Here is a 25,932-nt window from a genome sequence, read left to right on the forward strand (position 1 = left end):
AGGAACGCAACCAATCAGCTAATTCTACGAAACTATCAACTTCCTTTATATTATAGCAAAATTAACCTATACCTGACAGCACAACCTCCTTCACTTCGACATTCTAGTAACCTATTAGACGAAGCAAATTGCCAAAAGTTGCAAGATTTATATATAAAACTTGAAAATAAAAACAAAAAAGACGTATCCCACTAGGGATACGTCTTCTCGCATTTGCTTATTTGTAAGCTAATCGTTTTTGGTGAGCTTGCTCATACGCTGTAATTTTCGCTTCATGTTGAAGTGTCAATCCGATGTCATCCAAGCCTTGTAGCAAGAATTGACGACGGTGTTCATCCAAATCAAATTGGATTTCAAGACCGTACTCATCAGTCAGCTTTTTATTTTCTAAATCAACATTTAATTTGTATCCTTCGTGCTTCGCAGTACGTTGGAACAAATCTTCAACTTGCTCTTCCGACAATTTGATTGGCAGAATGCTGTTTTTGAAACAGTTGTTGTAGAAAATGTCTGCATAGGAAGGCGCGATGATAACGCGGAATCCGAAATCTTGAATCGCCCAAGGCGCGTGCTCACGGGATGATCCGCAACCGAAGTTCGCTCTGGAAATCAGAACGGAAGCTCCTTGATAGCGATCTTGATTTAATGGGAAATTCTCGATTACGTTACCTGCTTCATCCCATCTCCACTCGAAGAAAAGGAATTGTCCGAAGCCCGAACGCTCAATGCGTTTAAGAAATTGTTTAGGGATAATTGCATCTGTATCTACGTTTACACGATCAACAGGGCCTACAAGACCTGTATGTTGTTTGAAAGCTTCCATGTTCTCATTCTCCTTAAAGTTTTGCTAAGCAAAACTAGCATCTTAAACATTACATTAATTAGCCGAAATTAAGCTTGTTGGTATTCTTTAATTTCCCAATCACGAACGTCATAGAAATGACCTTTGATCGCTGCAGCAACAGCCATAGCTGGGGAAACAAGGTGTGTACGTCCACCGCGGCCTTGACGACCTTCGAAATTACGGTTAGATGTGGAAGCACAACGTTGTCCTGGTTGAAGTACGTCTGGATTCATCGCCAAACACATACTGCAGCCCGCATCGCGCCATTCAAATCCTGCTGCGGAGAAAATTTTATCCAAGCCTTCTTTTTCAGCTTGAATTTTAACACGTCCAGAACCTGGAACAACGATTGCCGTTACACTTGGATCTACGGAGTAACCTTGCGCAATTTTAGCTGCTGCACGAAGATCTTCGATACGTCCATTTGTACAAGAACCGATGAAGACATAATCTACTTTCAGTTCTGTCATAGGTGTTCCTGGTGTTAAATCCATATATTCAAGCGCTTTTTCAGCAGCTTTACGTTCGTTCTCAGTTTCGAAGCTTTGTGGATCTGGAACCAAGGAAGTAACGCTTGTTCCCATACCAGGGCTCGTACCCCAGGTTACTTGCGGGATCAATGTATCTGCGTCGAATTCCAATACCCAGTCATACGTAGCGCCTTCATCAGTAACAAGATTCGTCCACTCTGCTACAGCTGCGTCGAAATCAGCACCTTGCGGAACATACTCACGACCACGCAGGTAGTTAAAAGTAGTAGCATCTGGAGCAATTAGACCAGCACGAGCTCCACCTTCAATGGACATGTTACACACAGTCATACGCTCTTCCATGGAAAGACCACGGATCGCTTCACCTGTGTACTCAATAACATAACCTGTTGCGAAGTCTGTTCCGTATTTTGCGATAACACCAAGGATCAAATCCTTTGCTGTTACGCCTGGTTTCAAACTTCCCGTGATACGAACTTCAAGGGATTTTGCTCTGGATTGTTGCAAAGTTTGTGTTGCCATTACGTGTTCAACTTCACTTGTACCAATACCGAAAGCAAGTGCGCCGAATGCGCCATGCGTCGAAGTATGGCTGTCGCCACAAACGATTGTTTTACCTGGGTGTGTAAGACCAAGTTCAGGTCCCATAACGTGAACAACACCTTGATCTAGGCTGTCCAAATCAAAAAGTGTAACGCCGAAGTCACGGCAGTTTTGTGAAAGTGTATCAATTTGTTGCTTGGAAATTGGATCCGTAATATTGAAACGGTCTTTCGTTGGCACGTTGTGATCCATTGTTGCGAAAGTTAAGTCAGGACGACGAACTTTACGACCGGACATACGAAGTCCTTCAAAAGCTTGCGGTGAAGTTACTTCATGTACTAGATGCAAATCAATATAAATAACGCTAGGCTTGCCATCTTCCTGGTTAATAACGTGATTATCCCAAATCTTCTCGAACATTGTCTTTTTACTCATACCCAGTCACCTCTTGTCATTATCCGCATTAGTTTGCTAATGTCTTACCCTCATAAAGTACTTTAGCACGGATCACGTCATAGTTCCAAGATATAATAACTATAAGCTTGATAGATTATTCCTATATATAATATAATGGTTGACTTTTACATTGATAATGATTATCATTCTCCTAACGATATCGAATTGGCCATCGATTCACCAATCATTTGAATACATACCAATCAGGGGGATTTTATTGTGCGAAACTTTATAAAACCAGTTACTTTTTCACTTTCACTCATGTTACTTTTTATTACCGCAGCTTGCGGAACTTCAACTTCTACACCTACTCCAGCTTCATCTGTTCAGCCTGCAGCATCAGCAGTTGCTACACCTGCAGCAGATGCAGTGAAAACAATTACACATCCACTAGGAACTACTACAATTAAAGGTACACCGAAACGCATTGTTACATTAGAATGGGCTTATACCGAGGATGTACTTGCTCTAGGAATTCAACCTGTTGGTCAAGCTGATACGAAAGGTTACAACACATGGGTCAATGTGAAGCCTGCACTTGATGCTTCCGTTGTTGATGTGGGGACTCGTCAAGAGCCTAACTTAGAAACGATTACAGGCTTGAAGCCAGATCTTATTATCACAAGCACATTGCGTTCGAGTAAAAATTATGAAGCACTTTCCAAAATCGCCCCAACTATCGTATTTGAATCTTATCCGGCTGAAGGAAAAGGCGATCAATTTGAAGGCATGTTAACGACATTCAAGACAATTGCAGATGTTACAGGTAAGAAAGCTGAAGGCGACAAAGTCGTAGCTGATCTTGACAAAGCTTTTGCGGATACGAAAGCGAAATTAGCAACTGCGAAAAAAGATGGCGCCGAATTCGCATTAACACAAGCATTTAGTAACCAAAACAATGCAGATCTTCGTATGTTCACTGACAACTCCATGGTTGTTCAAATTCTGCAACGTATCGGATTGAAAAACGTCTTCAAATCAAGCAAATTTGAACTTTACGGATTCTCAACAGCTTCTGTTGAAGCTTTACCAGCGGTGCAAAATGCGAACTTCTTCTACATCGTTCAAGATAATGACAATGTATTTGAGAAACAATTGAAAGACAATGCCGTTTGGAAAGGTCTTGCTTTTGTGAAGGAAAACAAGACTTTCAAACTACCTGGTAATACATGGACGTTTGGTGGTCCATTATCAGCTAAAGTGTTCGCTGAGCTTGCTGCAACTGCATTAACAAAATGATCCAATCCGCGATGAAATCGAAAACTATCCGTTTCGCTTATATCGAATGGAAATCACTTCTTGTGTTTGGAGGCGGACTGTTTGCACTCTGCCTTCTCCTTTTCCTCAATTTGACACAAGGAGAAGCTAACATAACTGTTCATACGGTTATCCAAGCTTTGATATCTCCACAAGATACCCCCGACCATCATATGGTGCGGGGGCTTCGCATGCCGCGTGCTGTCATTGGTATGCTTGCAGGTGCTGCTCTTGCTGTTGCAGGAGCACTGCTACAAACAGTCACCCGCAATCCCCTGGCCTCCGCATCAACACTTGGCCTGAATGCTGGTGCGTACTTCATTATCGTTTTGGCGGCGGTATTTTTCCCTGCACTTAAGTCAGATCATTCCTTGCTTCTTGCGTTATTAGGTGCGTGCGGCGCTGCGTTCATGGCCTATTTCATGTCAGGAGGTCGCAAAAGTTCACCACTTCGCATGGCACTTGCAGGCATGATCGTAACGCTAGTACTATCTGCCTTCACCAGTGGTCTGCAAATTATGTATGAGAATGAAACAAATGGCTTATTTATGTGGGGATCAGGTGCGTTAGGACAGAACGATTGGCAAGGTGTCCAATATGCACTACCTTGGATATTCATTGGTCTTGTCGTAGCTTTTCTTTTTAGTCAGAAACTGGATATGCTTGCTTTAAATGAGGAAACCGCTGTTTCACTAGGTGAAAATGTGAATATGGTTCGGATCGTAGCCCTTGCCTCGGCCATACTGCTTGCTGGTGTAACAGTAAGCGTGGTAGGACCCATAGGTTTTATCGGCCTAATCGCACCTCATCTAGTCCGTTTAATAGGGTTACAACGTCACCGACTCTTGATCCCAGGTAGTGCCCTCTGGGGTGCTGTCGTCTTACTTAGTGCGGATCTAGTTGCCAAAATGTTTCGAAGTACACTCGGAGAGCTACCCGCGGGTTCTGTTACCGCTTTATTAGGTGCTCCATGGTTAATCTGGCTAGCCATTCGTGGCTCCAGAATGAAATCTTCTGCTGAAAGCAGCTCAATGAGTGTCGGTTATGTCGGAAGTAAAATCCCGTATCCCCTTCTTGTTATCGTATCTAGCATCGCTTTAGTTTTCTTGTTCCTATACGGATTGACGGCTGGAGCCCTGAGAATACCTTTCGCTGAAGTTATCGCTGTAATAACAGGCCAAGGTGAAGAAATGGCTCGCAATGTTATTCTGATTTTGCGTCTTCCTCGCATTCTCGTTGCCGCTCTCGCAGGTGCCTCTTTAGCTGTCGCAGGCTCTATGATGCAAGGTGCGGTTCGTAACCCGCTCGCGGATCCTTCCGTTGTTGGTGTCACCTCAGGTGCTGGGATGGGCGCTCTATTGGTCCTAACCATTTGGCCATCTGCTCCTGGTGCTTGGATACCCGTTGGTGCCATCATTGGCGCACTCCTCTCTGCAGGAAGTGTATATGCCTTCGCTTGGAAAAAAGGGCTGAATCCCGTAGTCCTCATTCTTATTGGGATCGCCGTTTCGGCACTTGGTTCGGCTGTCATCCAATTTCTTGTTATTAAATCGCAGCTCGGTGCTGCTCCTGCATTAACATGGTTGGCTGGCAGTACTTACTCTAGAGGATGGAAGGAATGCATCCAACTTCTGATCACAACAGTCATTTTACTTCCAAGTGCATGGCTGCTAGGTCGTCGTGTAGATCTGTTAGCCTTTGGTGACCACGTGTCACTCGGACTAGGCCTAAAGTTGCAGAAAACAAGGCTTATCTCGGCAATAATCGGTGTGTTGGTTGCTGCCATTGCTGTTGCATGTGTCGGCACCGTCAGTTTCATCGGCTTACTCGCCCCACACGCAGTACGTCTATTCTTGGGGCAACATCACCAGAAATCTGTTGTCCTTTCGGCCATTCTAGGCGCAATATTGCTTACAGGTGCTGATATCATTGGTAAAACGATACTTATCCCCAAAGAGATTCCCTCAGGTATCGTTGTAGCAATCATTGGCGCTCCGTATCTATTATTCCTCATGTATAGAAGCACTGTTCGCAAATAGCGTTAATTAACCAAAATTAACCATAAAGGGCAATGAAACTGGATGAAACCAGTCGTCATTGCCCTTTATGGTTATTTATTCCTATGTCCAGCTTGTTTCGCCCCACAAAGCTTGATATGATAACCTTCAAGACAACTATAAAGGAGACACTTCTTCGCATGGAATTACGTCAATTACAGTATGCCATCCAGATCGCCATAGAACGGAATTTCTCACGTGCAGCGGAGAAGTTACATATAGCCCAACCTTCATTGAGCCAGCAATTGTCAAAACTAGAGAAGGAACTCGGCGTCCTTTTATTTCAACGTAGCACGAATTCCGTTGAGTTGACCCACGCGGGTTCTCTGTTTGTGGAGAAGTCACAGAAGATTCTCGATATGATCGAAGGGCTCAAAAAAGAAATGGAAGACATTTCTCAAATGAAGAAAGGCCGCTTAGTGATCGGCAGTATGCCAATTACAGGATCAACTATTTTACCATACGTGGTACCTGTCTTTCAGGCAGCTTATCCGGATATTGAAATTTCGCTCGTCGAAGAAACTTCATCCAACCTGGAGACCTTAACCGTCAATGGTCAAACAGATATTTCACTTCTATCCTTACCATTACGTGAAGAATCACTCGTCTATGAGACGTTATTAGATGAAGAAATTATACTAGCCGTTCCGCCGCTGCATCCATTAGCATCCAGCAAAGAGCCGATACGAATTTCGCAATTGGAAAAGGAAGCCTTCATCGCATTGAAAAAAGGACAAGGTTTCCGAAAGCTGACCCTTGATCTGTGCCAGGAAGCTGGCTTCACACCGAATATTGTTTTTGAATCGAGTAATATGGAAACCGTCCAATCGCTCGTTGCTGCTGGCATGGGGATTGCTTTCGTCCCATACTTAATTTCCAAAAGAAGTTTACATGAGCTTTCTCCCGTAAATGTCATCTTAGAGGGCAGACCCACACGCAAGCTTGTTATTGCTTATCGCAAAGGTCGATATATTTCCAAAGCTGCAGAAGCCTTTATCTCCACAATGAAAGAGGTTATGCAAACGATACGTTAGCATAACCTCCAATGTCAAAAGGAGTGGTCCCTTTGAGTCGTAATTTAATTATTTTCCTGTGTATTGCTAGTTTAATGGATGCAGGACTAACAGATATGGGTCTCCGGTTGCAATTGATTGGCGAGGCTAATCCGATTATGGCTTTCCTGTATGAACATAGCTACATTGCCTTCTATGGGATTAAAATCATACTCCCCCTTTCTCTCTTCTTTATTGCAGCAAAAGTAGGCAAACGACTGCTCATCAACAATCTATTCCGACTATCTACCGTTATTTATTTAGGTATTCTCCTCTTGCATGCTTACTGGATCTCAACTTCATTCTCTCAAAGCTTGAATATCTGAATCGTGCGCTGCAATTGGGTTACCATACGAAGCATTTGCTCGGACTGAATAACAACAGCTTTGACGGAACGTGTTTGTTGTACCATCGATGTAGATACCTGCTCAGTACCCGCTGCTGATTGCTGGGTAATCGCTGAAATATTTTCCATGGTACCTGTTATGAACTGGGCTGCATTCAACATCTTCTGACTTTCTCCTGTAAACTCGCTCATACGCTGCGTAATGAATTGAATACTTTCAACCATCTCACCGAATATTTTTTCTGTTGCTTCAATGGACTCTGTCTGCCGGCGGGCAATTTCCTCATTGATCTGAATATTTTTCTGGGCCATTTTAATGCTATTTTCAATATTATGTACCATATGGAAAACGCTCTTGGCCGATTTGGATGACTCTTCAGCTAACTTACGAACTTCTTGCGCTACAACAGAGAACCCTCGTCCGTGCTCGCCTGCACGCGCTGCTTCAATAGATGCATTCAAGGAAAGCAAGTTCGTTTGTTCGGCAATTTCGGAGATCGTACGTGTAATGGAGGAAATTCCAGCCGCTTCTTTTACTAGATCATCAATCGTCCCAGATACGTTGCTTGTCGCAAGTACGATATGAGAAACACTCTCGGATTGACTTTCTACCGCTCTCATTCCTTTTTTCACAAGATCGAGCGTTTGTCCGCAACGATTATTCATTTCATGTGTAGAATCCACATAATCCGTGATTTTGGTTTCGATTTCTTTGACGACGGAAAAGCTCTTAAACACACCAGATGAAATCTCATTAGCTCCCTCAGCAAGTGATGTGACCGAGCCTGTAGCTTCCACGATCATCGTGTTAATACCTTCGTTTTTATGATAGATATCACGACTTGAGTCTGCTACATGCTTCGAAATCGAAGCCGTTTCATTCAGCAGTTCCTTCAATTTCACGATCATAGCATTAAAAGAGCGTCCCATATCTCCTAGCGCATCCTTGGAGGAAGCATCCACGGTTTGTGTGAAGTCTCCTTTGGCAATATTCATTGCGACACGCGTTACGTTATCAATGGGCTCTGTTAACGCCTTTTCCAAGAAACGCACATAAGGAAAGCTGAACACCATGAGAATAAGTGACGAAGATAATGCAAAAATGATGGATACATCTGCCGTTAACATCAGAATGAGGATAATAATTGTGTAGAAAGCAACAACAGTATAATAACCGAGCTGAAGCTTAGCACGAAACGACTGAGCTAGAAACCAGTTCATAGGAGTCCGACCTCTCTTTTACAAAATGTAGTTTTACTGCCATACGATGAGGTCCATATACCACGTCATCAATGGGTCTCCGAAGCAAAAACAGATGAAACCAGCAACAGCGATGAAAGGACCATAGGGAATTGGTGAACGCCGATCCAGTTTACCTGAGGCGATTAGAGCCACACCGATGACGCTGCCAAGCAGCGCCGACAGAAATATGCATAACAGCACGAGCTTGATTCCCATGACGAGTCCTACTAAAGCCATCAATCGAATATCTCCAAAGCCCATAGCCGGCTTCCCCATCCAAGTTGCAGCCAGAGACACAGCAAGCAGTGTGCCCCCTCCAATGACGAATCCCAACGCATAGTGCCAAATTGGCAATGGATGAATGAATAATCGCAATCCCGTAAATAGCAACATGGCTGGATAAATGATTTTGTTGGGCAGGAGCATGTAGGCCAAATCACTCACTGTCAGGATGAGAAGCACAGATACAAGTGGATAAGCAATCCACAGTTCATTTTCGCTGACCACGAAGGGAAGGGAGGCAAATAGGATACCTCCTGCTAACTCTCCAACGATATACACAGGGGATATTGGTGATCCGCATGTGTGACATTTCCCTCTTCGGATAAACCATCCCAAGATCGGAATTAAATCAATCGCGTTAAGCTGGCGCCCACAACCTCCGCAGCTAGATCGCGGGGCAACGACGGATATACCTTTCGGTACCCGAAGCCCAACGACATTAAAGAATGAACCGAACAAAGCACCCACGATGAACAATAGAATTGTGTAACTCCATGCTTCCCACCCCATTGCCTAACCCCCTCTAGATGTCTTCCCTTAGCAATATGTAATTAGAAATCTGCTTTCTTTGCATACTCACGATTGCTTACGGGTGCAGTCCCCAACTGAACCTGAAGCCAAGCAGCTAATTGATTAAAACTCTCAATGGTAACTGTTATGGATTGCTTTTGCCCACTTGCGGTTGTCATATCAATCTCAATTTTGTTCTCTGCTTCCGTGCAAACAACCAAGTATTGAGACATCTCGCCGTTCAAATCCTCGCTCCAGTTACACATTACACTGCTTGTGAAATTTTTCATTGGTCCAGTCCCCCTGAATAAATTAATGATCTTTCCGCCATTCATAGCTTTAAAGCCAACTTTATTCACGTCAACCGCTTCTTGTGACTTAGAAGACATGCTTACGGGAACTCCTTCTTTGAATACTGGAACTTCTTTGGCTGGATCTTTCACTTCATAGGTGGATTCTAAAGATTCCATCTCTAAAGTGATCTCATTGAGGTCATCTATGCTAAGTTCCATTGAGCTCGAATTTGTATCTTCCTCATTAGTTTCGACTGATTCCTCTGCGATCGAGTAGTTCTCCGTTATTAATGGGTCTTCATTCGCTATAACGCTTGCTTCTTGCTGTTGCAATTGCTCTTGCATTTGCTGTTGCTCCAGCTGCCATTCAAGTTCCAAGTCGCCTTGCATCACAGCGGCTAGCCTCTCCATTTCCAGGAGACGATCCTCTTCTTCTGTCGTCTGTGGTTGTTCAGGCATGTGCATGGTATCCAAGGAATCCATAGCAACCTTAGACTCCTCTACCTCGGCAAACGCGAGCAGAACTTCCAGTGCATTGACAACCTGAGCAGGTTTGCCTGTAACTTTCCTTTCCTCCGCGACGTAATTCTTAATTTGAGATTCAGGTTCTGATTCTGGTTCTGATTCTGGTTCTGATTCAGGTTCTGATTCTGGTTCTTGTACAGGCTCTGGTTCACCACTAGTTTGTTGGAGTTCAACGACTTCAGGAATCTGCTCTTCCTCATGAATCAGCTTATTTGCTAGTTCGTGATTGGATTGGTTGGACTCGCTGCTCGACGAGATTTCATTCAAGATCTCCTCATCTTGCTTCGTAACATGTAGCTCCTCCGGCTCTGCATATCCCTGATCAACGGCATGCAAACTTGCTTCTGGGGCGGTAGCACCTTCGGCTAACTTAGCATGTAATTCCAATTCCTCTATCCCAACCGTCGCCTCTACAACTTCGATTTCTACGACGACAGCTTCCGTGCGCTGCATGTCTTGTGGTATGAGATGGCCTATAACGCGCGGAACACCATATTTCCGAACGATTTCATTCACGCGATTCGGTTTAAAAGGTTTCATCACATAGCCATTTGCACCAGCTTTCAATGCATCTGAGATGAGATCCTGCTGACTCATAGCCGAACAAATGAGAACGACTGCCGATGGATTGAGTTTACGAATTTCCTTCATCGCTTCAATTCCATCCATTTCGGGCATCGTAATGTCCATCAGAACAATATCAGGCTGAAGTTCCTCATACTTCTGTACAGCCTGTCTACCATTCTCTGCTTCTCCGACCACCTCATGACCGTATTGCTTCAAAATATCAGTCAACATTTTCCGCATAAATTTCGTATCGTCAACGACTAGGATTTGGAATGACATTGAAGGTACCTCCTTCCAGAATGGTTAATCTGTAGTTACTTGATGTATTTGACGTTTTTCACAAACACGTTAAAATTGTCTGTCGTCGGGATGCCGTCTGGCGGTTTATCATAGAGATTATCATCATAGAAAATCTGAAGCCTTGATGGTTTTGAATTGTCCAATTGCACTTCAGGTACTTCTCTACTCCAGGGTGCACTCCCTTGATACTTAGAAACGGAGCTTCCACCTGTAGTCAGTTCACCTCTCACTGCATTAAGTTCTACACCTCCTGCACCACCATGTATACCGCCAGTCAGCCTCATCTTCGAAATGACGCCATATAAGCGAATTCCTTGCTTCGTGTAGAAGAAAGCGCGGACATTCTCATCATCCGTATTTGTGCTATTACCCAGAACGATCTCCCCCGAGGCGACAACAATAAGCGGTGTTAAGGAAGGGTCTGGAGTCTCCTCTGTGTTTTTATTAATAGAGGTCATCTGCTTTAACTCAACGTTCCCCTGTACATACACGGTACCTTGCAACCATACATTTCCAATGATCTTCAGATCACCTTTGATATACATCGTGCCATTTGGAAAACGGAATCCATTATTCAATGTCACATTGCCATCAATAGCTAAGAATTTCCCTGGTTCCACCGAAAGTTCGCCTCGGAGATCCGCCGCTACTAAATTAGGATCAGGTGACTTCACATAAAGGGAACCATTCTTCAGTTTGAGTTTCGATGCGTCATTCGCCATGGTAAGCACACCATTATTAATGAACAGGTCGGCCTCATTCGTGGCTGATGCTTCATCAAATACATTTACCTCACCATCAACAGTTACCCATTGATCGTTGTACAGCTTACTTATTGTTAAATCTTGAAACAATGGCGGCAATTCAATAATGGCTGGATCCGGGGCTGAATACCCACCTAAAGCTGATAACTTGGCTGCTAAATCAGTCTGTGTTTTACTAGTGACAACCCCTTCTACATCTACTTCAACGTCAGCATCTAGGGTTGGATCTTCTAACGGAAAATATTGCGGTCTAAAATAGTCGGGTTGCACAAATTCACTTGTTTGTGTGAGCGGCGGAAATTCAGTTAATCCATCCGATCGGGTAAAATTGAACTTCCCTGGCGCTATAGTATCGCTGTCTCCGTCGACTCGAATAAAACCGCGAATCTCAGGGCGTCCTGTTTGAATCCCATATTTACTTCGATTTGTACCGCTGGTTGTGCCTGTAAATAAAGCCTCATCCCGAACATACAAATGTTTGGCTACATAGATATCTCCTTTAATCGAAGGTGTTCCATTAAGTATCAAATCACCTCCCGATGAGACGGGATATCGAAACACGGGGTTAATCGTACTCACATAAACGGTCATCTCTTTCGTAACAATGGTAGTGGGAGTGCCTGCCATCATACCTCGAGAAGTTATCGTGAATTTGCGAACGTACGGAGCGTCTGGGATTGCCAAAGGCTTTTTCGTCGGTGATTCTGGATTCGTGGGCTCTGCAAGAACAATATCGACTTGATAAGTCCCTTTCTTCGCTTCAACGACTTCCCCGTTCTTATCATTTGAATGATGAGAATCACCTACATGCTTATCAATAAATGGAAGCATCAACACCAGTTGATTCTCTACATTGCGAATGCGATTCCGATAGTTCGTTCCCCCAATCGTTTCACCATTGGCAACGGCTCTGCGGATTTGGGCAAGTGTATCATCCAGCCCTTTCTGTGCGATCGCCTCCGCTTGAACTCTTGACTCAGTTGTGGCTGCTTGAATAGCGCCTCCACGAAGTACACTCATGAGGATGAGACCCATCATGGTCATTAAAACAACAGCAAGTAAAGCAATGACTAGCGCTGAGCCTTCCTCATTCCGTTTCCTCGGCTGGAGGCCATTATAGTCTTCTTTCCTAGAGTTCAAAACATGCCTCCTCCAATCCGGTACATTTATTCATTACGGAATAGTGGGATTTGCGAATTAATGACCAGCTTGGGGTTATCTGCTAACTTAAACTGATTCGCATTAATTCTGGCATACTCAAGCGTTACTTGAACACGGTCATGATTTTGACTCGCTTCTCTTAAGCTGCCTTCTTGAATGGTAAAATTGCTTCCTAATTGGAAAACACGTTTAACAACATTCGTTCCAGCTTCCCTAATTTCGATTTTTCCTCCGCCAGTTGGATTCGGTATGACTTCCATTTCATAGAGATCAATATAAATGTTCGGGTCATCATTCTTTTTCGCATAACGAATGATCTTCTTATCCGTCCCTTCATCTTGAACGTAGATCGCTTCTTTCAACTCCGAAATAATCTGACTGTATAACCCGTCTCCTTGATTACGCATCTGGGTTTCCATCGTGACTCGTTTATACATCGACACGCCCATTAGCATAAAAGAGTACAGGATGGAGGCTACCATGCCAACGATCAGCAAGGCAGCCAGAAGTTCAATCATGGACATCCCTTTCTCATTGCGCTGCATCTGGCGCTACCACCTTTTGATAAGATACGTATCGAGTGTCGTTGATGATTTCGCTGAAGGTGCATCGAGAGAATCTTCGTTCGACCAATACACAGTAACGAACATTTGAGCCAAATAGTCATCTGAATCATTACGAAACGGATCCGCAGCCTCCCAGCGAGCGTAGCTCTTCTCAAGTTCAACCAAATACCGATACGTTGTACCATTGATCTCCGTTGAGTCCAATCTGCCTTTCATTAGCTCCGATCCATTACTCGATAAGTCACCAGAAAATTTGGGGCTGCTTGTCAGCTGCGACACAATGGCCTCTTTATAGCCATTCTTGAAGTAATCACGCAGCTCAGCTGCTTTCAATCTAGCTAAGTTGGCACCGATAATTTTGCGGCTCTCTTGCGCGGATTTATCAACAGCTGAGGTGAAATAACCCATCAACGTGACACTAATAATCGACATAATCGTCACAGCAATCAAGATTTCCACGAGTGACATACCGTCTTCATTTGGCTGTGCTTGCTTCCGACGTTCATTGCGGCGCACCGTAAGTCCTCCTCACTACCTTACCGATTTGTCAGTCTAGTTGTTGTTTTGCTCGGTATCGAATTTAACGATGAGTGGTTGTTGAACCATCTCGACATTCGAACTGTCAACTAGTTTTAAGAAGACATAATACGTTCCGGATGTCGTGTTCGTTTTGGTTGTCACTGTTAGTCGCTTTGATGCCAATGGCTTCCATTCACTTGCTTCCGGAGTCGCCGATGATTGTTTAATCACGTAATACATATTTTTTAACGTGAAGCCGTGCTCTACGTGACTACCGAAAGTACGATCAGATACTGGATACTTCTCATCCACCACAGCAACACTTACAGGTTTATCGGAAATATCACCAGCATTATAATTCATGCCTTTGAGCGTAGCCGATGGACCTGGATTAATAACGAAATATTCTGGTGTTTTATCTGTTGAAGTTGTACCACCGATAGAAGTCGCTTCGAATTGAATTTGATGCCAGCCTTGGCGTTTCTCTATCGTATCGAAGCCTGTTACATCACTTAAATGAAACGCATAGGTATTGCCATTCCGAGTCATTTTTGATGAGCTCGAAGAGATAGAATACGATTTATTATCGAACCAGACTCTTACACTGGTGACAGGACTTAAATCATCAGTTGCAGTAATATATATGATGGCATCATTCGTCGGTTTTGTGAGATCGATATCGTTACTCCAGCTAATTAGTGGCCCCGAACTATCTAAGGAGACATTTCCTGTCGCGACTGCCCCAGCAATAGGAATTGAAGCACTGCCACTAATCGCATTAGTAAATGCACGTGTCTTGAAATTGACGCCATTCCCATCCGGAATGACCACACCACTTGTGCTTTGTGGTTGCCAATTGCCATTGTCAACGGATATCTCATAGCCCGCTAGATAAGCCCCTTGGAAATCGTCATTGGCATAGACGGTCGTGCTCGGCAACTGTGAGCTTGAACCAGACACGGATCGAAGTTTACCTGGACCCGTATGCCAACCATTTTCACTTATCGGCTTTCCATTTCCATCAACCAGTTCATACGTTCCCGGTGCTGTTGGCTTCAAATCAAATTGATCTGTCGTTCCATCCTTGTAAGTAATGCGAACGATGGAATGAATTTCTGTATCAATAAAATGAATATCCGAGATGGCTACCTTCTTCTTATTAATCGTCCATTGCTTTTGTTTATCACTAGCTCGTAGACGTTGCAGTTCTCCTTGACTATTCCCGATATACACATTGCCATATTTATCAACCACACGAACACTTACCGAAAGCTGCGTACCAAAATTAATATTGAACTGTCGATTAGCATTACACGCATCCTTGTAAGTCACCTTAGCATCTTGCAGTGGATAGTCACCTGCTGCTGTATCTGGAATTAATTTAATGGCTAGATCGATCTTGTCTTGGTCAAAAGGAAAATTAATATCACCTACGTTGACCACAACTTCGTGTGTCGCAGCTTCATACCTTACATTCGAAGCATTCTCATTTGGTGCCAAGATGAACCCAGCTGGAATCGGTTGACGAAGCGTCACCGTTTTGAGTTGAGCTGGTGCTTCAATTGTTTTTGCAATGTTATCAAAAATCGCAGAAAGTTGGCTCGCAGAGCTCGCTTCGTAAGCCATTCCGCCCGTCTTTGTTGCAATATACTGCAACAAATCTAGATCAATTTCATCAGAACCAGCTGTAGCCAAAGCAATCGTATACACTTTAATACCAAGACCTGCTAGGACATCAGCATCTGCCTTTGCAGCATTTGCAGCACTTGTTCCTCCGCTTTTTTGTTTATTACCGTCGTTCTCATCGGTCCAAACCGTTGCTTTACCGTCCGTTAGCAAAATAATTTGTTTCACGGGCTTCGTTCCACTCGCCGTTAACATCGTCTTCGCTTTCGCAAGACCATCGTCAATATTGGTAGAACCATCAGCCTTAAGTTTGTCAATTTCGGTCTGTACTTTCTCATATTCCGTTGTCAAATCATACACTTTTGACGCATCAGAGCTAAATTTTATAAGTCCTAAGCGGTCACCCATGTTTACGGTTTTAAATTTATTCGTTAATGTTGCTGAAGCACTCTTCAGAATATCAAGACGAATAGGTGTTTTGTTATCATCTTTGTCCATATGGTAGGCCATACTTCCAGATACGTCAGCTACAAAAGCAATATCAACCGCATCCCGTGTTTGCGTGACTGTATGTGTGCCACTCGGGTCTAGCGTGTAATTAATAGTAACCAATTGATTGCGTTCAACACTTGTTATGGGGACATTTCCCACACCGCTAATAGCTAAGCAACCATTGTCTACCTCAGTCCCATAAACGGTATTCGTTCCAACGAAGACAGGGAGCATACTTGTGAGCAACATACCCGTCAACAAGATGGCACTTTGCTTTTTCGCTTTTTGATACCAATGCATAGTTACGAACTCCTTTCTACACCAAATGAATGATTCTCGAGATGACCTTGAAAGCTTCAGCACGAGTGAGTGATCCTTGTGGTCTGAACGAACCATCTTCATAACCACCGACAATACCTGCATGTATCACATTCTGAAGAGATGTTTTATTTCCGTCTGTTAAACTTCCGATATCCGTGAATTCACCAGTGCCCAATCCGCCCTTAACGGCATACTTTTGCAAAATGCGATCAACGAGACCAACCATTTCGATGCGCGTAATGGGTAAATCTGGAGAAAAGTTTACATCTACAGGTTTCAAATCCAGCAAACCCATAGCTTGCGCAGAAGCAACCATGCTGGTTGACCAATGTTTCCCCATATCCTCGTACCCTTTGACAGGTGTTTGGACAGGTTCAATCCCTAATGCTTTAACAACAAGTGTTACAAACTCTGCTTTTGAAAGCGTACGATTCGGACGTATTGTGTGATCTTCATAGCCATCGATAATCGATTTCTGCATCAGATCAAGGATGTCATCTTTGGCCCAGTGCGTTAATGCATCGCTTGGAACCGCGCTTACGGACGTTTGTTTCCATGTGCGCAGCGTTGGCACGGCATCTGGCATGTCTGGCAAATTCTTTACTGAGCCAAGTGTCGGTGCAACGGCGCGATCAGGATTCTGAAAAACGATACCATATACGTTGATTAAGCCATTCGATGTTACCTTTGTACTGCCATCTCGAACTGCCTCTGCATCCGTAGGGATGTTCGCCCAAGGCACTTTGCCTAGGTAGGCTTTGACACGATAGGACTCTTGGGAGGCGCTTTCAAAGTACGAATGTGTCGTCTCTTCAACGTCAGTGGCATGGAAATCAAGTTTTCCTGACACTTCTACACCAATTTCGTCCCAGAACACGAGCAGATCATTGTAATCACGCGCGATTGCTCCTGTCCATATTTTCACATGTGCGCCAGAAGCATCTACGCTAGTAACAACTGCATAAGGTTCTTTGGAAATAATCATGCCGACCTGCCAACCTGCTGGTGAAAGCTTCATCTTTTCGTACTGTTGACTTCGCGCTTCATTATCGAGCCCTTTTAATACCGCGAATGGACTGCTCGCTTGCACACTGACTGCTGAATTGACTGCAGCTTCACTCGCGAGAACGGCTGTTGGTGAAAGAATGGATAAGACAAGAAGAGCAGTAACGAGTGCATGTTTATTGGTTTTCATTTAATCTTCTCCTAAGGTCATTTCATATTCTTTGATCGCGTCCCGATGGATAATGCCTTCTTCCACTAGTTGCTTCAAGCTGGAAACCATCGTTTGCATACCGATTTGTCGATTCGTTTGAATGACCGATTTGATTTGATATATCTTCTCTTGCCGAATTAAGTTGGCTACAGCGGGTGTATTGATTAATATCTCCAGCGCCATGGCCCTTCCTCGTCCATCCATACGGGGTACTAACCGTTGGGATAAAACACTAATGAGTACGGATGCTAGCTGAACCCGTATTTGTCTTTGTTGCTCTGTTGGAAAAACATCGATAATCCGATCGACGGTTTGAGGAGCATCCGGGGTATGAAGTGTCGCGAGGACAAGGTGACCTGTTTCTGCTGCCGTAATGGCTGTCTTAATCGTTTCCAAATCCCGCATTTCACCAACTAGAATGACATCGGGATCTTGACGAAGTGCAGCACGCAAACCATTGGAGAATGTTAAGGTATCAATACCAATTTCACGTTGTGCCACCAAACAATTTTTACTTGGATGAATATACTCAATTGGATCTTCCAACGTAATAATGTGTTTCTTCTGAGTTTCATTAATGAAATCGATGATGGAAGCAAGCGTGGTCGACTTGCCGCTACCTGTAGGACCTGTTACTAGAACCAGACCTTGATGCTTGTGTGCAAATTCCTGAACCAAATCAGGCAAATTTAAGCTAAAAAGGGAGGGCACTGTCGTCGACAAGACACGAAACACCATGTTAATATGTCGTTTTTGCTTAAATACATTGCCCCGATAACGAGAAAGACCTGGCAGCTCGAACGAAAAGTCAACTTCCCCCTTTTTAGACAATGTTTCATATTGTTCCTTCGTTAAAATTTCTTTCGCCATGCGATGTGTATCTTCAGGAGAAAGAACGGAATCAACCACTTTCATCAACTTCCCATGTAGCCGCATAAGAGGTTCTGTCGTTGCATTAATGTGCAAGTCAGAAGCCTTCGATTCGTAAGAAACACGCAGCAAATCTTTCAATGATAAGGTGTCAGACGTCGTTGGCGAACTCATACTCATCGTGTTTCCTCCCGTATGTACATGGTTTTATTAATAAACCGGGTTCGTCTTTCCAGCAGGCTTCGTATAAGGAACAGTAAGCGGATTCTTGAAAAATTTCTGTAAACCAGGTGCATAATACGATACTAAGGAGACATTGACCGTTATTTCTCTTTTCAGAGCATTCAATTTCACTGGCGCTCCGCCCTTAACCGCAAAAGTCAACTTGTCTACCTGCATCAAGCGGTTCGTCGTTTGCAGTTCATCTAGAAAGCGATGGATCTGTGCGTAATCCCCTTTAGCTGTTGTGCTCAGCTTAATTGGAATGGCGAGAGATGGCATCGGTGGAGCGACTTGCGTTACAGTGGTACTTCCTTTCGCAGGTGCTGTAGAGCTCGTTGGAGCTTTAATCACAACATCGGACGCCTTACCAATTTCAAAGTTATAACTGGCCAGTGACATCTTCGTAATGACCTCTAGCATCCGGATCTCACGTATAAGCCCTTCTACATCTGGTTCTTCAGGAACGCGATTACGCGTGTGTGATAGGCTCACTTGCTCTGCAGCCCCAATTGCTCCTCCGCCTGCAGAGCGTTTGTTCAAGGCATCTAATTCTTGTCTTTTCTGTATAAGAAGTCTCTCTTTGGACGCCTTTTCAGTTTGAAGCGGTGAAATGAAATTGATATACACCATCACAAGCGCCAACGCAAGGATGAACGCCACGATGATTTGATTCCGTTTACTGCTGAGCATGCTCATACGTTCGATCAACCTTTCTTGTTGGGCTCGGACTTGTATTGAAGCTCGAAGGTCGCTTGAATAACAGGCAATGGTTGCTCGGCTACCGCTGCGTTTTTATCTTCTTGCGACGAAATCACTTTGTTCATCCCACTGCTTGAAATTAATGTAAACGAGCTGGAAGCTTTCGTCGCTTGCATGAATGTAATGATATCTTCGCTGGTAGCAAAATTTCCTGTGATCTTGACCTTATTACCATCTCCGAAGGAAAGCGCGGTTAGATTTGAAGTAAGTGGCATTAGGGCAGAAAGCTTATCAAGCACATCTGTCGCTAAGGGTTTACTTGCGATGAGTTGTTTCGGTAAAGCAACGAAATCGGCAACTGCCCCTGCTGATGGGGAGCTTGCAATCTTTGTTTGACTTTCTTTAATTTGAAGATTCACCTGTTCTAATGCCTTATTCGTGTTCTTAATTTCTGACTTTGCACTCGTATACATCCATCCCATACCACCGACCACTAACACGATCGCAGTCATAAAGACATAACGGAGAATGGGACTTGTTCCTGCTTGTTCTTCGTGCCGCATTTGCAGCAAGTTAATTTCGATGGACTGTAGCTTCTGTACGCCTGCACTCATCGACCTTAAGCCCCTTTCATTGCCAGTCCAACTGGAACTGCATATGCTTGACATGTTGTGTCTTCATCTTTCAGAATGGCAGGCAATGGGAACGATGTAATCTCACCTGCGAAAGCACTCTCTAGATGTTCTGGGAGTGCCGTGATCCATTCATGATCGCCTACCAAATAAACGAGCTCGACATGCTTCTGATCGTTGGAAACGGTGTATTGGAAATAATTCAACACACGACCAAGCTCCATCGATAGATTGCGCGCATAAGCCGCAAGCTGATCCGTTCCTGTGTCTAGGAAGAAACTTGTATTAATTTGAATCGAACGGAAAAATACAGGGATGCCATCCACGAAAATGCTGACATCCGCATGATCTGGCTCGACATGCAGCAGCATGAATCGATCCTTCATCGCGGAGCCAGTTAATTTGGTATGACGTACCAACATACGATGAAGAGCTAGTGGTGCCAAATCAACGGCTACAGGCACTAACCCTGATTGCTTGACAACGTGTGCATAGCTTTCAACCACTTCACCAGGTGTCGCAAATATGAGAACTTCCTCTTGTGCCGAAGGCTTGGAGGATTTCACTACACCTTCCGAAGAAGCTGCAGCCTCATCTTTTGGGGCTCCCAGTCGAACAAAATCAAACACAGGATTTTTGAAAGGCAATTGCTGTCCGCCGTGTAATTCAACGTCGATCATGTTACGTAACGCTTTATCTTTTAAGGCCGAAAAAACGGATTTACGAAGTACCACATTGGATAGTGGCACCGTCACATTGATATGTGCACCTTGTAACCCAATTTGCTTGACTAGGGTTGAGATGCGCGCAATGACCGAATCTTCGTCCACGAATTTTCCGTGTTTAATACTGCCTCTATCCAGCGCAATGGAATGACGCTGTGTCAGGGTAACCTGTCCATTCACGTTCATAATTTCAACCAGCTTCGCTTCTGTATCCGAAATTTGCATGCCGTATGTATACTTGCTCGTTTTCTTTGCGAACATTGCGGTAACTCCTCTCGGTTCTGCATAAGGGATAAGGGGCGCGCCGCTAGGCGGCGCGCTTGGGGGCATGGAATTAAGGAGTAGGTGGAGTTGGCGTACCTGTTTCCACGACATATCCAGCAATTTCAATGTTGGACTCTAATGTAGCGTCCATATACTTTCGAGCACCATCCAAAGTTACTTGATATGTGAAGTTACCAGTCACGGTATCCTTTTTAACGAGTACGTGTGATTCCGAGTCATCTCCAGCACTTCTCACACCATTTGTTACAGTAGCCGCAGCACCTGGCTTATAGTTGCTAGGCTTATTCGAAGGATCTTTTGGAATGTTCTCCAAATATCCGCTTGCATTAAGATCAGTTAATGATAATACAAGCGTTGTTCCCGCTCCTGCCAAAGTAACACCTTCATTGGATACATAAAGTCGTGCAGCGTCAATCGCCATGTGAGCATTCGAACGATGCGCATTAATTCTTGTTTTCTCTAGAATCGAACCGATTGAAGGAATAGCGATAGCTGCAATAATCGCGATAATTACGATAACAGCTAGCAACTCGATGAGCGTCAAACCTTTTTCATTCTTCATTGCCTCGCGGAAAGACATTTTTGGAGCTTTAAATCCTTCTTTTTGATTGTTTTCCAATGCCAATGCGTTCATTTCATTCCCACCTCTAAGTTTATTTTGGTTATGTACGTGCTCTTGCCAATCTGGTGTTACGTTATGTTGTATTGCTAGTAAAGCCGCCGACATGTTTTGTCTATCACCTCCTTTCAAGCCGGTCGATAATTATCCTAAGAAATTGTCGTACATTTTGAACATTGGACTCATGATCGCCGCCACAATCACGCCAACAATACTAGAGATAAACAGTAGCATCAGAGGTTCAATCACCGCCTTTAATCGATCTACACTCTGATCGACATCCGCTTCGAAGAAATCAGCAATCTTTGCTAGCATATTATCGACTTGCCCTGTCTCCTCCCCAATGATCAGCATCTGCACGACCATTTTGGGGAAAATGCCACTTTTCTGAATCGGTTCCGATAGCATTTTACCTTGCTGCAAGCTGTCTTTGGCATCTCGGAGCACCTTGGCAATAACCCGATTGCCAACGACTTTCGCGGTTACATCCAGTGCCTGCAAGACAGGCACCGCACTCACGAATAGAGATGACATCGTACGCGTCATTCGGGCAACCGCAGCTTTTTTGAGAATAATGCCAAAGACTGGAATCTTAAACTTGATCGTATCAATCCAGTACTTCCCTTCTTCACTCGAAGCAAAGCTCCGATACAAGACCACGATGCCAATTACGCCAGCCAAGAACATCCACCAATAATGGACGATCGCATCACTTGAGCTCATAACAAATCTGGTAATCAGCGGCAACTCTGAGCCTTGCTCTAGAAACATATCCGCAAAGGTTGGGACAATTTTCAAGAGGAGGAAGATAACGACGACGATGGCAATGACCAGAACAACGATCGGATACGTCATGGCTGACTTCACCTTCTGAACCGTTTTATGCTCTTTCTCGTAATGCTCTGCCATCCGCTCCAGGACTTCGTCCAAATTACCGCCGGTTTCACCCGAAGCCATCATATTAACGAACATATCGGGAAACACTTTCGGATGTTCGCCCATCCCTTTGGATAAGGGATGCCCGCTTCTGATTTGTTCCGAAATATCACCTAAGGCTGCTTTCAAATATTTGGAGGTGGATTGATCTTCCAGAATTGAAACTGCTTGGTCAATTTGAATCCCCGCTCGGATCAACGTAGCGAATTGCCGACAGAAGATGACGAAGTCTTCTAATTTGACTGCTCTTCCGATATGAATCTCCAGATCCATCGTTGTCTTACGCTGCTCTTGAATACTCCGAATGGTAATCCCGCGTCCTCGCAACTCCGTAATCGCCAGCTGTTTGTTCTGTGCTTTCACCATCCCTTTCAGCTTCTTACCGCTTTCATTGACGGCTTCATACGTAAAGTTCGCCAAGTTATTGTTCACCCCCATTCATAGCCTTCTTCAGTTCAACTGCTATTCGTCTGCCACGGCTTTCAACACTTCTTCAATTGTGGTATGACCTTGGCGAATTTTGAGCAAGCCATCGTAGAGCATATTTTTAAAACCATTCTTCATCAAATGCTGCTCCAACTCGCTAACTGGGCGATTCTGCACGATTAGACTGCGCAGAGGTTCATCGACAACCAACAGCTCATGTACAGCGATACGACCTCTGTAGCCTGTCTTATTGCATGTTCCACAGCCTTTCCCCCTTGTTACCATGATTGGTTTATCCATGGCTCTCGGCGAAGTCATAGGTACTACGACACCTGTTCCAGTTCCCGCCAGTTGTTGTTCAGTGCCGCTTAGCAGCCCATGCGTCTCCAGCAGCTTCATCTCATCCTCTCTGGCAGGTACCTGGGCTGCACATTCACGACATACACGCCGCACTAGGCGCTGAGCCACGATACAGGAGAGTGAAGAGGCGATGAGATAGGAATCAATTCCCATATCAACAAGTCGGCTAATCGTACTGACTGCACTATTCGTATGGATGGTACTTAACACCAAGTGCCCCGTAAGGGAAGCGCGTACCGCAATTTCTGCTGTCTCTGCATCCCGGACCTCCCCGACCATAACAATGTTCGGATCTTGTCTGAGAATGGATCGTAAGCCAGAAGCGAAAGTTAGACCAATCTGCGAGTTTACCTGTACTTGCGTTACACCATTCATTCGATACTCGACTGGATCCTCAACCGTAATGATTTTGACATCATCGCCATTTAATTGACCCAATGCTGAATAGAGTGTTGATGTTTTCCCGCTTCCCGTAGGTCCCGAGATCAGCATGATCCCATTCGGCTTCTGAATCATTTTGTCGAATTTCACCAAATTCGCATCACTGAGTCCCAATTCGGCAATTTTTTTAACACCTGCCGATTGATCTAGGATCCGAAGAACGATACTTTCACCATGAACTGTCGGTAATGTCGAAACCCGTATATCAATTCGGCGGTTATCCACCTGCATCTGGATTCGACCATCTTGTGGTAGTCGTCTTTCCGCGATGTTCAACTTTGCAATGATTTTCAATCTTGCCGTCAATACGCCTTGCATATGCTTCGGCAGCGCTTTCTCCGTTCGAAGCACACCATCGATTCGGTACTTCACGATCAGTTGTTTCTCCTGAGGATCAACATGAATATCGGACGCCCTCTGCTGCACAGCGGATTGAATGATTTGATTGACCAGCTTTACGATCGGTGATCCTTGATCATTCGCTTCGGATTCCTCATCTTTGATCTCGATTTTATCTAAGTCGACCATCAATTCATCGACAGATTCTTTCATGCCATAATTTTTCGTGATGGCTTGCTCGACTTCAGAACGAATCGCGATGACTGGCTGAACACTCATGTTCGTCGCCATTCGAATTTCTTCAATGGCTCCATAGTTCAATGGATCAACCATGGCAACTTTGATTTTGCCATTCTTTCGTTCAATCGGGATCACACAGTGCTTACGAGCCAGCGTTTCTGGAATGAGCTGAACGGTTTGCATATCGAGCTGTGTCTCAAACATGTTAACAACCGGAAACCCTAACTGAAATTCCAGTACTTCAACCAGTTGTCTTTCTGTAATCAACCCTTTATCGATAAGAATCTCACCGATTTTCTTCCTCGTGTGCACTTGCTGCTTCAGCCCTTGTTCAAGCTGATCCTCTGTGATGAGTCCGTTCATTACAAATAATTCACCTATGCGCATTGGGGGTCCTCCCTTCTGTTAATGGAGTACGTAACGGATCTATGCAACTAACAAGTGATTTAAGGTGATTTAAGCTCTTCCGCTGTTGGCGCCTTCGCGATGAGATTGGGATGCGGTGCGTAGTAATCTTTATATATCAACTCGTTCTTGCCATCATTCTTCTCATCCGCGAACACCTTGACTAGAAGTCCTGATTGACCTTCACTACGTTTATCACCTTGACCAGCCAGTGTAAAATCCGTGAGTACAATGCTCTCTGGTGCGAATACTTCTTTACTAACCGTAATTTTCGGAGCTTTCCATTCCGCTTTCGGTTTCCCATTGAACGTAACGACAGGAGATTCCCCGTTGTATATCACGCCAACTGTAATGGGTATGCCGATTGAATTATAGAAGGTTAAATCTTTCAGCTCGCTTTGAAAATTAACATCAAATCCAGCAGCTGCATAAGCGGGATTATCTTGATGTGGATAACGTTCACCAACTTGCATGCCAGCACGCAATGCAGCTTCATACAAAAGGGATGCCACATGCGATAACTCATCTGCCTTCATTTCAGGCACTTTGCTTTTGCTGACCTCGGTTAACCAAGCTTGAAAGGAGAATAGCTTACCTGACTCAATCTTGATCAGTCCCGCCTGCTCTAGCCATGATTTCACATTCGCATTTACAGCAACAATACTCTGCGCTTGCGAAATGACTTGCAGACCCGAAGTTGACGTCTTGTCTGGAGATGTTGTTGCTGCTGTACTTATAGGCGTACTAGCAGGTACAACTGTTGGCGATGCCGTGGTCGTAGGCGTTGGCGTTGATACCGGTTTGACCGATGGCTTCGCACTTTCTTTATCCACGCCAGCTGCAAGCGCTGTTCCTTTCGTTGAAGCATGATCCGTGTCTTTCCAGAACATCAAGCTTTCTAGTTTGTGCTCTGAATTCCACTCAATGAACCCTGCCGCCGATAATCCATATACACTTCCGGAACCGACGACGCCTAGAAGAAGAATCCATTTAATAGGCTGCAGGATCAAGGCCCTTCTTCTTTGTCTCATAGCCAACCGTCCCTCAAAGCTCGACATTTTCCCTCCCGTTTCGGTGGGATGCCTCAAATATAGACGGTAATTTCTGTAGAGCAAATCATACATATTTATTAATTCAAATGACCTAATGCATGAACTATAATTCTTAAGCCACGTTAGCCATTCAGACGCTATTTCATAGGGAATTCAATCTAGATGAGGGCAGGAGCAGGGGGACGAAGTCGGGATTTCGCTATAGAAGTCGTACTTAGGAAGCGGTTTCATATAGTTCTTTTGAAATGTAC

At 44.4% G+C, this 25,932-nt stretch carries 21 protein-coding genes and 1 pseudogene; 4 read left to right on the forward strand and 18 right to left on the reverse strand.

Features of this window, described 5'->3' with window-relative positions; all coding sequences use genetic code 11:
- Positions 1-217: 217 nt before the first annotated feature.
- Positions 218-823, reverse strand: coding sequence for a 3-isopropylmalate dehydratase small subunit (gene leuD / locus L6I86_RS05070; RefSeq protein ID WP_028554372.1), 606 nt, complete (start codon positions 821-823; stop codon positions 218-220).
- A 68-nt stretch (positions 824-891) separates the two neighbouring features.
- Positions 892-2,313 (reverse strand): 3-isopropylmalate dehydratase large subunit, encoded by a 1,422-nt coding sequence (leuC, locus tag L6I86_RS05075; RefSeq protein WP_056614125.1) that lies wholly within the window; start codon positions 2,311-2,313, stop codon positions 892-894.
- Positions 2,314-2,553: 240 nt separating this feature from the next.
- Between leuC and L6I86_RS05080 the strand changes: the two genes are divergently transcribed.
- From L6I86_RS05080 to L6I86_RS05095, 4 genes are all read left to right on the forward strand, one after another.
- Positions 2,554-3,573, forward strand: coding sequence for an ABC transporter substrate-binding protein (locus L6I86_RS05080; protein ID WP_236285223.1), 1,020 nt, complete (start codon positions 2,554-2,556; stop codon positions 3,571-3,573).
- 11 nt (positions 3,574-3,584) lie between these two features.
- Positions 3,585-5,630 carry a Fe(3+)-hydroxamate ABC transporter permease FhuB gene (gene fhuB, locus L6I86_RS05085; RefSeq protein ID WP_236285225.1) on the forward strand — a complete coding sequence of 682 codons (2,046 nt, stop codon included), beginning with the start codon at positions 3,585-3,587 and terminating at the stop codon, positions 5,628-5,630.
- A gap of 158 nt (positions 5,631-5,788) precedes the next feature.
- Positions 5,789-6,682 (forward strand): LysR family transcriptional regulator, encoded by an 894-nt coding sequence (locus tag L6I86_RS05090; protein ID WP_236285227.1) that lies wholly within the window; start codon positions 5,789-5,791, stop codon positions 6,680-6,682.
- 32 nt (positions 6,683-6,714) lie between these two features.
- Positions 6,715-7,026 (forward strand): DUF5658 family protein, encoded by a 312-nt coding sequence (locus L6I86_RS05095; protein ID WP_171628754.1) that lies wholly within the window; start codon positions 6,715-6,717, stop codon positions 7,024-7,026.
- On the opposite strand, the gene L6I86_RS05100 is transcribed toward L6I86_RS05095, so the two are convergent.
- The 16 genes and pseudogenes from L6I86_RS05100 to L6I86_RS05175 form a co-directional block, all read right to left on the reverse strand.
- Complete coding sequence (locus tag L6I86_RS05100; protein ID WP_056614139.1) at positions 7,008-8,267, reverse strand: methyl-accepting chemotaxis protein; 1,260 nt, start codon at positions 8,265-8,267, stop codon at positions 7,008-7,010. The two genes, L6I86_RS05095 and L6I86_RS05100, sit on opposite strands and share 19 nt — an antisense overlap.
- Positions 8,268-8,300: 33 nt before the next feature.
- Entirely contained in the window at positions 8,301-9,080 is a 780-nt protein-coding gene (locus L6I86_RS05105; RefSeq protein WP_236285229.1) for a prepilin peptidase, read from the reverse strand.
- Positions 9,081-10,393: 1,313 nt separating this feature from the next.
- Positions 10,394-10,744, reverse strand: a pseudogene (locus tag L6I86_RS05110) (response regulator); the annotation flags it as partial.
- A gap of 35 nt (positions 10,745-10,779) precedes the next feature.
- Positions 10,780-12,669: a hypothetical protein gene (locus tag L6I86_RS05115; protein ID WP_236285231.1), complete on the reverse strand. Its 1,890-nt coding sequence runs from the start codon at positions 12,667-12,669 to the stop codon at positions 10,780-10,782.
- A gap of 26 nt (positions 12,670-12,695) precedes the next feature.
- The gene (locus tag L6I86_RS05120; RefSeq protein WP_236285233.1) at positions 12,696-13,235 is read right to left on the reverse strand and encodes a PilW family protein; all 540 of its coding nucleotides are present in this window, start codon (positions 13,233-13,235) and stop codon (positions 12,696-12,698) included.
- A 6-nt stretch (positions 13,236-13,241) separates the two neighbouring features.
- Entirely contained in the window at positions 13,242-13,772 is a 531-nt protein-coding gene (locus L6I86_RS05125) for a type IV pilus modification PilV family protein (RefSeq protein ID WP_236285235.1), read from the reverse strand.
- A 36-nt stretch (positions 13,773-13,808) separates the two neighbouring features.
- A complete protein-coding gene (locus L6I86_RS05130) occupies positions 13,809-16,193 on the reverse strand; it encodes a vWA domain-containing protein (protein ID WP_236285238.1) in 2,385 nt (794 codons plus the stop codon).
- 16 nt (positions 16,194-16,209) lie between these two features.
- Positions 16,210-17,409, reverse strand: coding sequence for an S-layer homology domain-containing protein (locus L6I86_RS05135; protein ID WP_236285240.1), 1,200 nt, complete (start codon positions 17,407-17,409; stop codon positions 16,210-16,212).
- On the reverse strand, positions 17,410-18,480 hold the full coding sequence (locus L6I86_RS05140) for a type IV pilus twitching motility protein PilT (protein WP_082595411.1): 1,071 nt from the start codon (positions 18,478-18,480) through the stop codon (positions 17,410-17,412).
- A 30-nt stretch (positions 18,481-18,510) separates the two neighbouring features.
- Positions 18,511-19,218, reverse strand: coding sequence for a hypothetical protein (locus L6I86_RS05145; RefSeq protein ID WP_236285241.1), 708 nt, complete (start codon positions 19,216-19,218; stop codon positions 18,511-18,513).
- Between the two features lie 8 nt (positions 19,219-19,226).
- Complete coding sequence (locus L6I86_RS05150) at positions 19,227-19,835, reverse strand: PilN domain-containing protein (protein ID WP_236285243.1); 609 nt, start codon at positions 19,833-19,835, stop codon at positions 19,227-19,229.
- 5 nt (positions 19,836-19,840) lie between these two features.
- Positions 19,841-20,839, reverse strand: a complete 999-nt coding sequence (pilM, locus tag L6I86_RS05155) for a type IV pilus biogenesis protein PilM (RefSeq protein WP_236285254.1) — start codon at positions 20,837-20,839, stop codon at positions 19,841-19,843.
- Positions 20,840-20,912: 73 nt separating this feature from the next.
- A complete protein-coding gene (locus L6I86_RS05160) occupies positions 20,913-21,590 on the reverse strand; it encodes a prepilin-type N-terminal cleavage/methylation domain-containing protein (RefSeq protein WP_236285256.1) in 678 nt (225 codons plus the stop codon).
- 36 nt (positions 21,591-21,626) lie between these two features.
- Complete coding sequence (locus L6I86_RS05165; RefSeq protein ID WP_236285258.1) at positions 21,627-22,850, reverse strand: type II secretion system F family protein; 1,224 nt, start codon at positions 22,848-22,850, stop codon at positions 21,627-21,629.
- A gap of 30 nt (positions 22,851-22,880) precedes the next feature.
- Complete coding sequence (locus tag L6I86_RS05170) at positions 22,881-24,611, reverse strand: GspE/PulE family protein (RefSeq protein ID WP_171628767.1); 1,731 nt, start codon at positions 24,609-24,611, stop codon at positions 22,881-22,883.
- Between the two features lie 59 nt (positions 24,612-24,670).
- On the reverse strand, positions 24,671-25,660 hold the full coding sequence (locus L6I86_RS05175) for a VanW family protein (protein ID WP_236285260.1): 990 nt from the start codon (positions 25,658-25,660) through the stop codon (positions 24,671-24,673).
- Positions 25,661-25,932 lie beyond the last annotated feature (272 nt).

Origin of the sequence: Paenibacillus allorhizoplanae, assembly GCF_927798215.1 — a bacterium.
In the GTDB taxonomy this organism is placed as follows: Bacteria; Bacillota; Bacilli; order Paenibacillales; family NBRC-103111; genus Paenibacillus_E; species Paenibacillus_E allorhizoplanae.

What these genes read in the sequence shown, in the direction of transcription:
- L6I86_RS05140 (WP_082595411.1), bottom strand. Translation starts at nt 18,480, where the DNA reads ATGAGTATGAGTTCGCCAACGACGTCTGACACCTTATCATTGAAAGAT.
- L6I86_RS05160 (WP_236285256.1), bottom strand. Translation starts at nt 21,590, where the DNA reads ATGTCGGCGGCTTTACTAGCAATACAACATAACGTAACACCAGATTGG.
- leuD (WP_028554372.1), bottom strand. Translation starts at nt 823, where the DNA reads ATGGAAGCTTTCAAACAACATACAGGTCTTGTAGGCCCTGTTGATCGT.
- L6I86_RS05120 (WP_236285233.1), bottom strand. Translation starts at nt 13,235, where the DNA reads ATGCAGCGCAATGAGAAAGGGATGTCCATGATTGAACTTCTGGCTGCC.
- L6I86_RS05130 (WP_236285238.1), bottom strand. Translation starts at nt 16,193, where the DNA reads ATGCATTGGTATCAAAAAGCGAAAAAGCAAAGTGCCATCTTGTTGACG.
- L6I86_RS05135 (WP_236285240.1), bottom strand. Translation starts at nt 17,409, where the DNA reads ATGAAAACCAATAAACATGCACTCGTTACTGCTCTTCTTGTCTTATCC.
- L6I86_RS05150 (WP_236285243.1), bottom strand. Translation starts at nt 19,835, where the DNA reads ATGAGTGCAGGCGTACAGAAGCTACAGTCCATCGAAATTAACTTGCTG.
- L6I86_RS05145 (WP_236285241.1), bottom strand. Translation starts at nt 19,218, where the DNA reads ATGAGCATGCTCAGCAGTAAACGGAATCAAATCATCGTGGCGTTCATC.
- pilM (WP_236285254.1), bottom strand. Translation starts at nt 20,839, where the DNA reads ATGTTCGCAAAGAAAACGAGCAAGTATACATACGGCATGCAAATTTCG.
- L6I86_RS05105 (WP_236285229.1), bottom strand. Translation starts at nt 9,080, where the DNA reads ATGGGGTGGGAAGCATGGAGTTACACAATTCTATTGTTCATCGTGGGT.
- L6I86_RS05175 (WP_236285260.1), bottom strand. Translation starts at nt 25,660, where the DNA reads ATGAGACAAAGAAGAAGGGCCTTGATCCTGCAGCCTATTAAATGGATT.
- L6I86_RS05090 (WP_236285227.1), top strand. Translation starts at nt 5,789, where the DNA reads ATGGAATTACGTCAATTACAGTATGCCATCCAGATCGCCATAGAACGG.
- L6I86_RS05100 (WP_056614139.1), bottom strand. Translation starts at nt 8,267, where the DNA reads ATGAACTGGTTTCTAGCTCAGTCGTTTCGTGCTAAGCTTCAGCTCGGT.
- leuC (WP_056614125.1), bottom strand. Translation starts at nt 2,313, where the DNA reads ATGAGTAAAAAGACAATGTTCGAGAAGATTTGGGATAATCACGTTATT.
- fhuB (WP_236285225.1), top strand. Translation starts at nt 3,585, where the DNA reads ATGAAATCGAAAACTATCCGTTTCGCTTATATCGAATGGAAATCACTT.
- L6I86_RS05170 (WP_171628767.1), bottom strand. Translation starts at nt 24,611, where the DNA reads ATGCGCATAGGTGAATTATTTGTAATGAACGGACTCATCACAGAGGAT.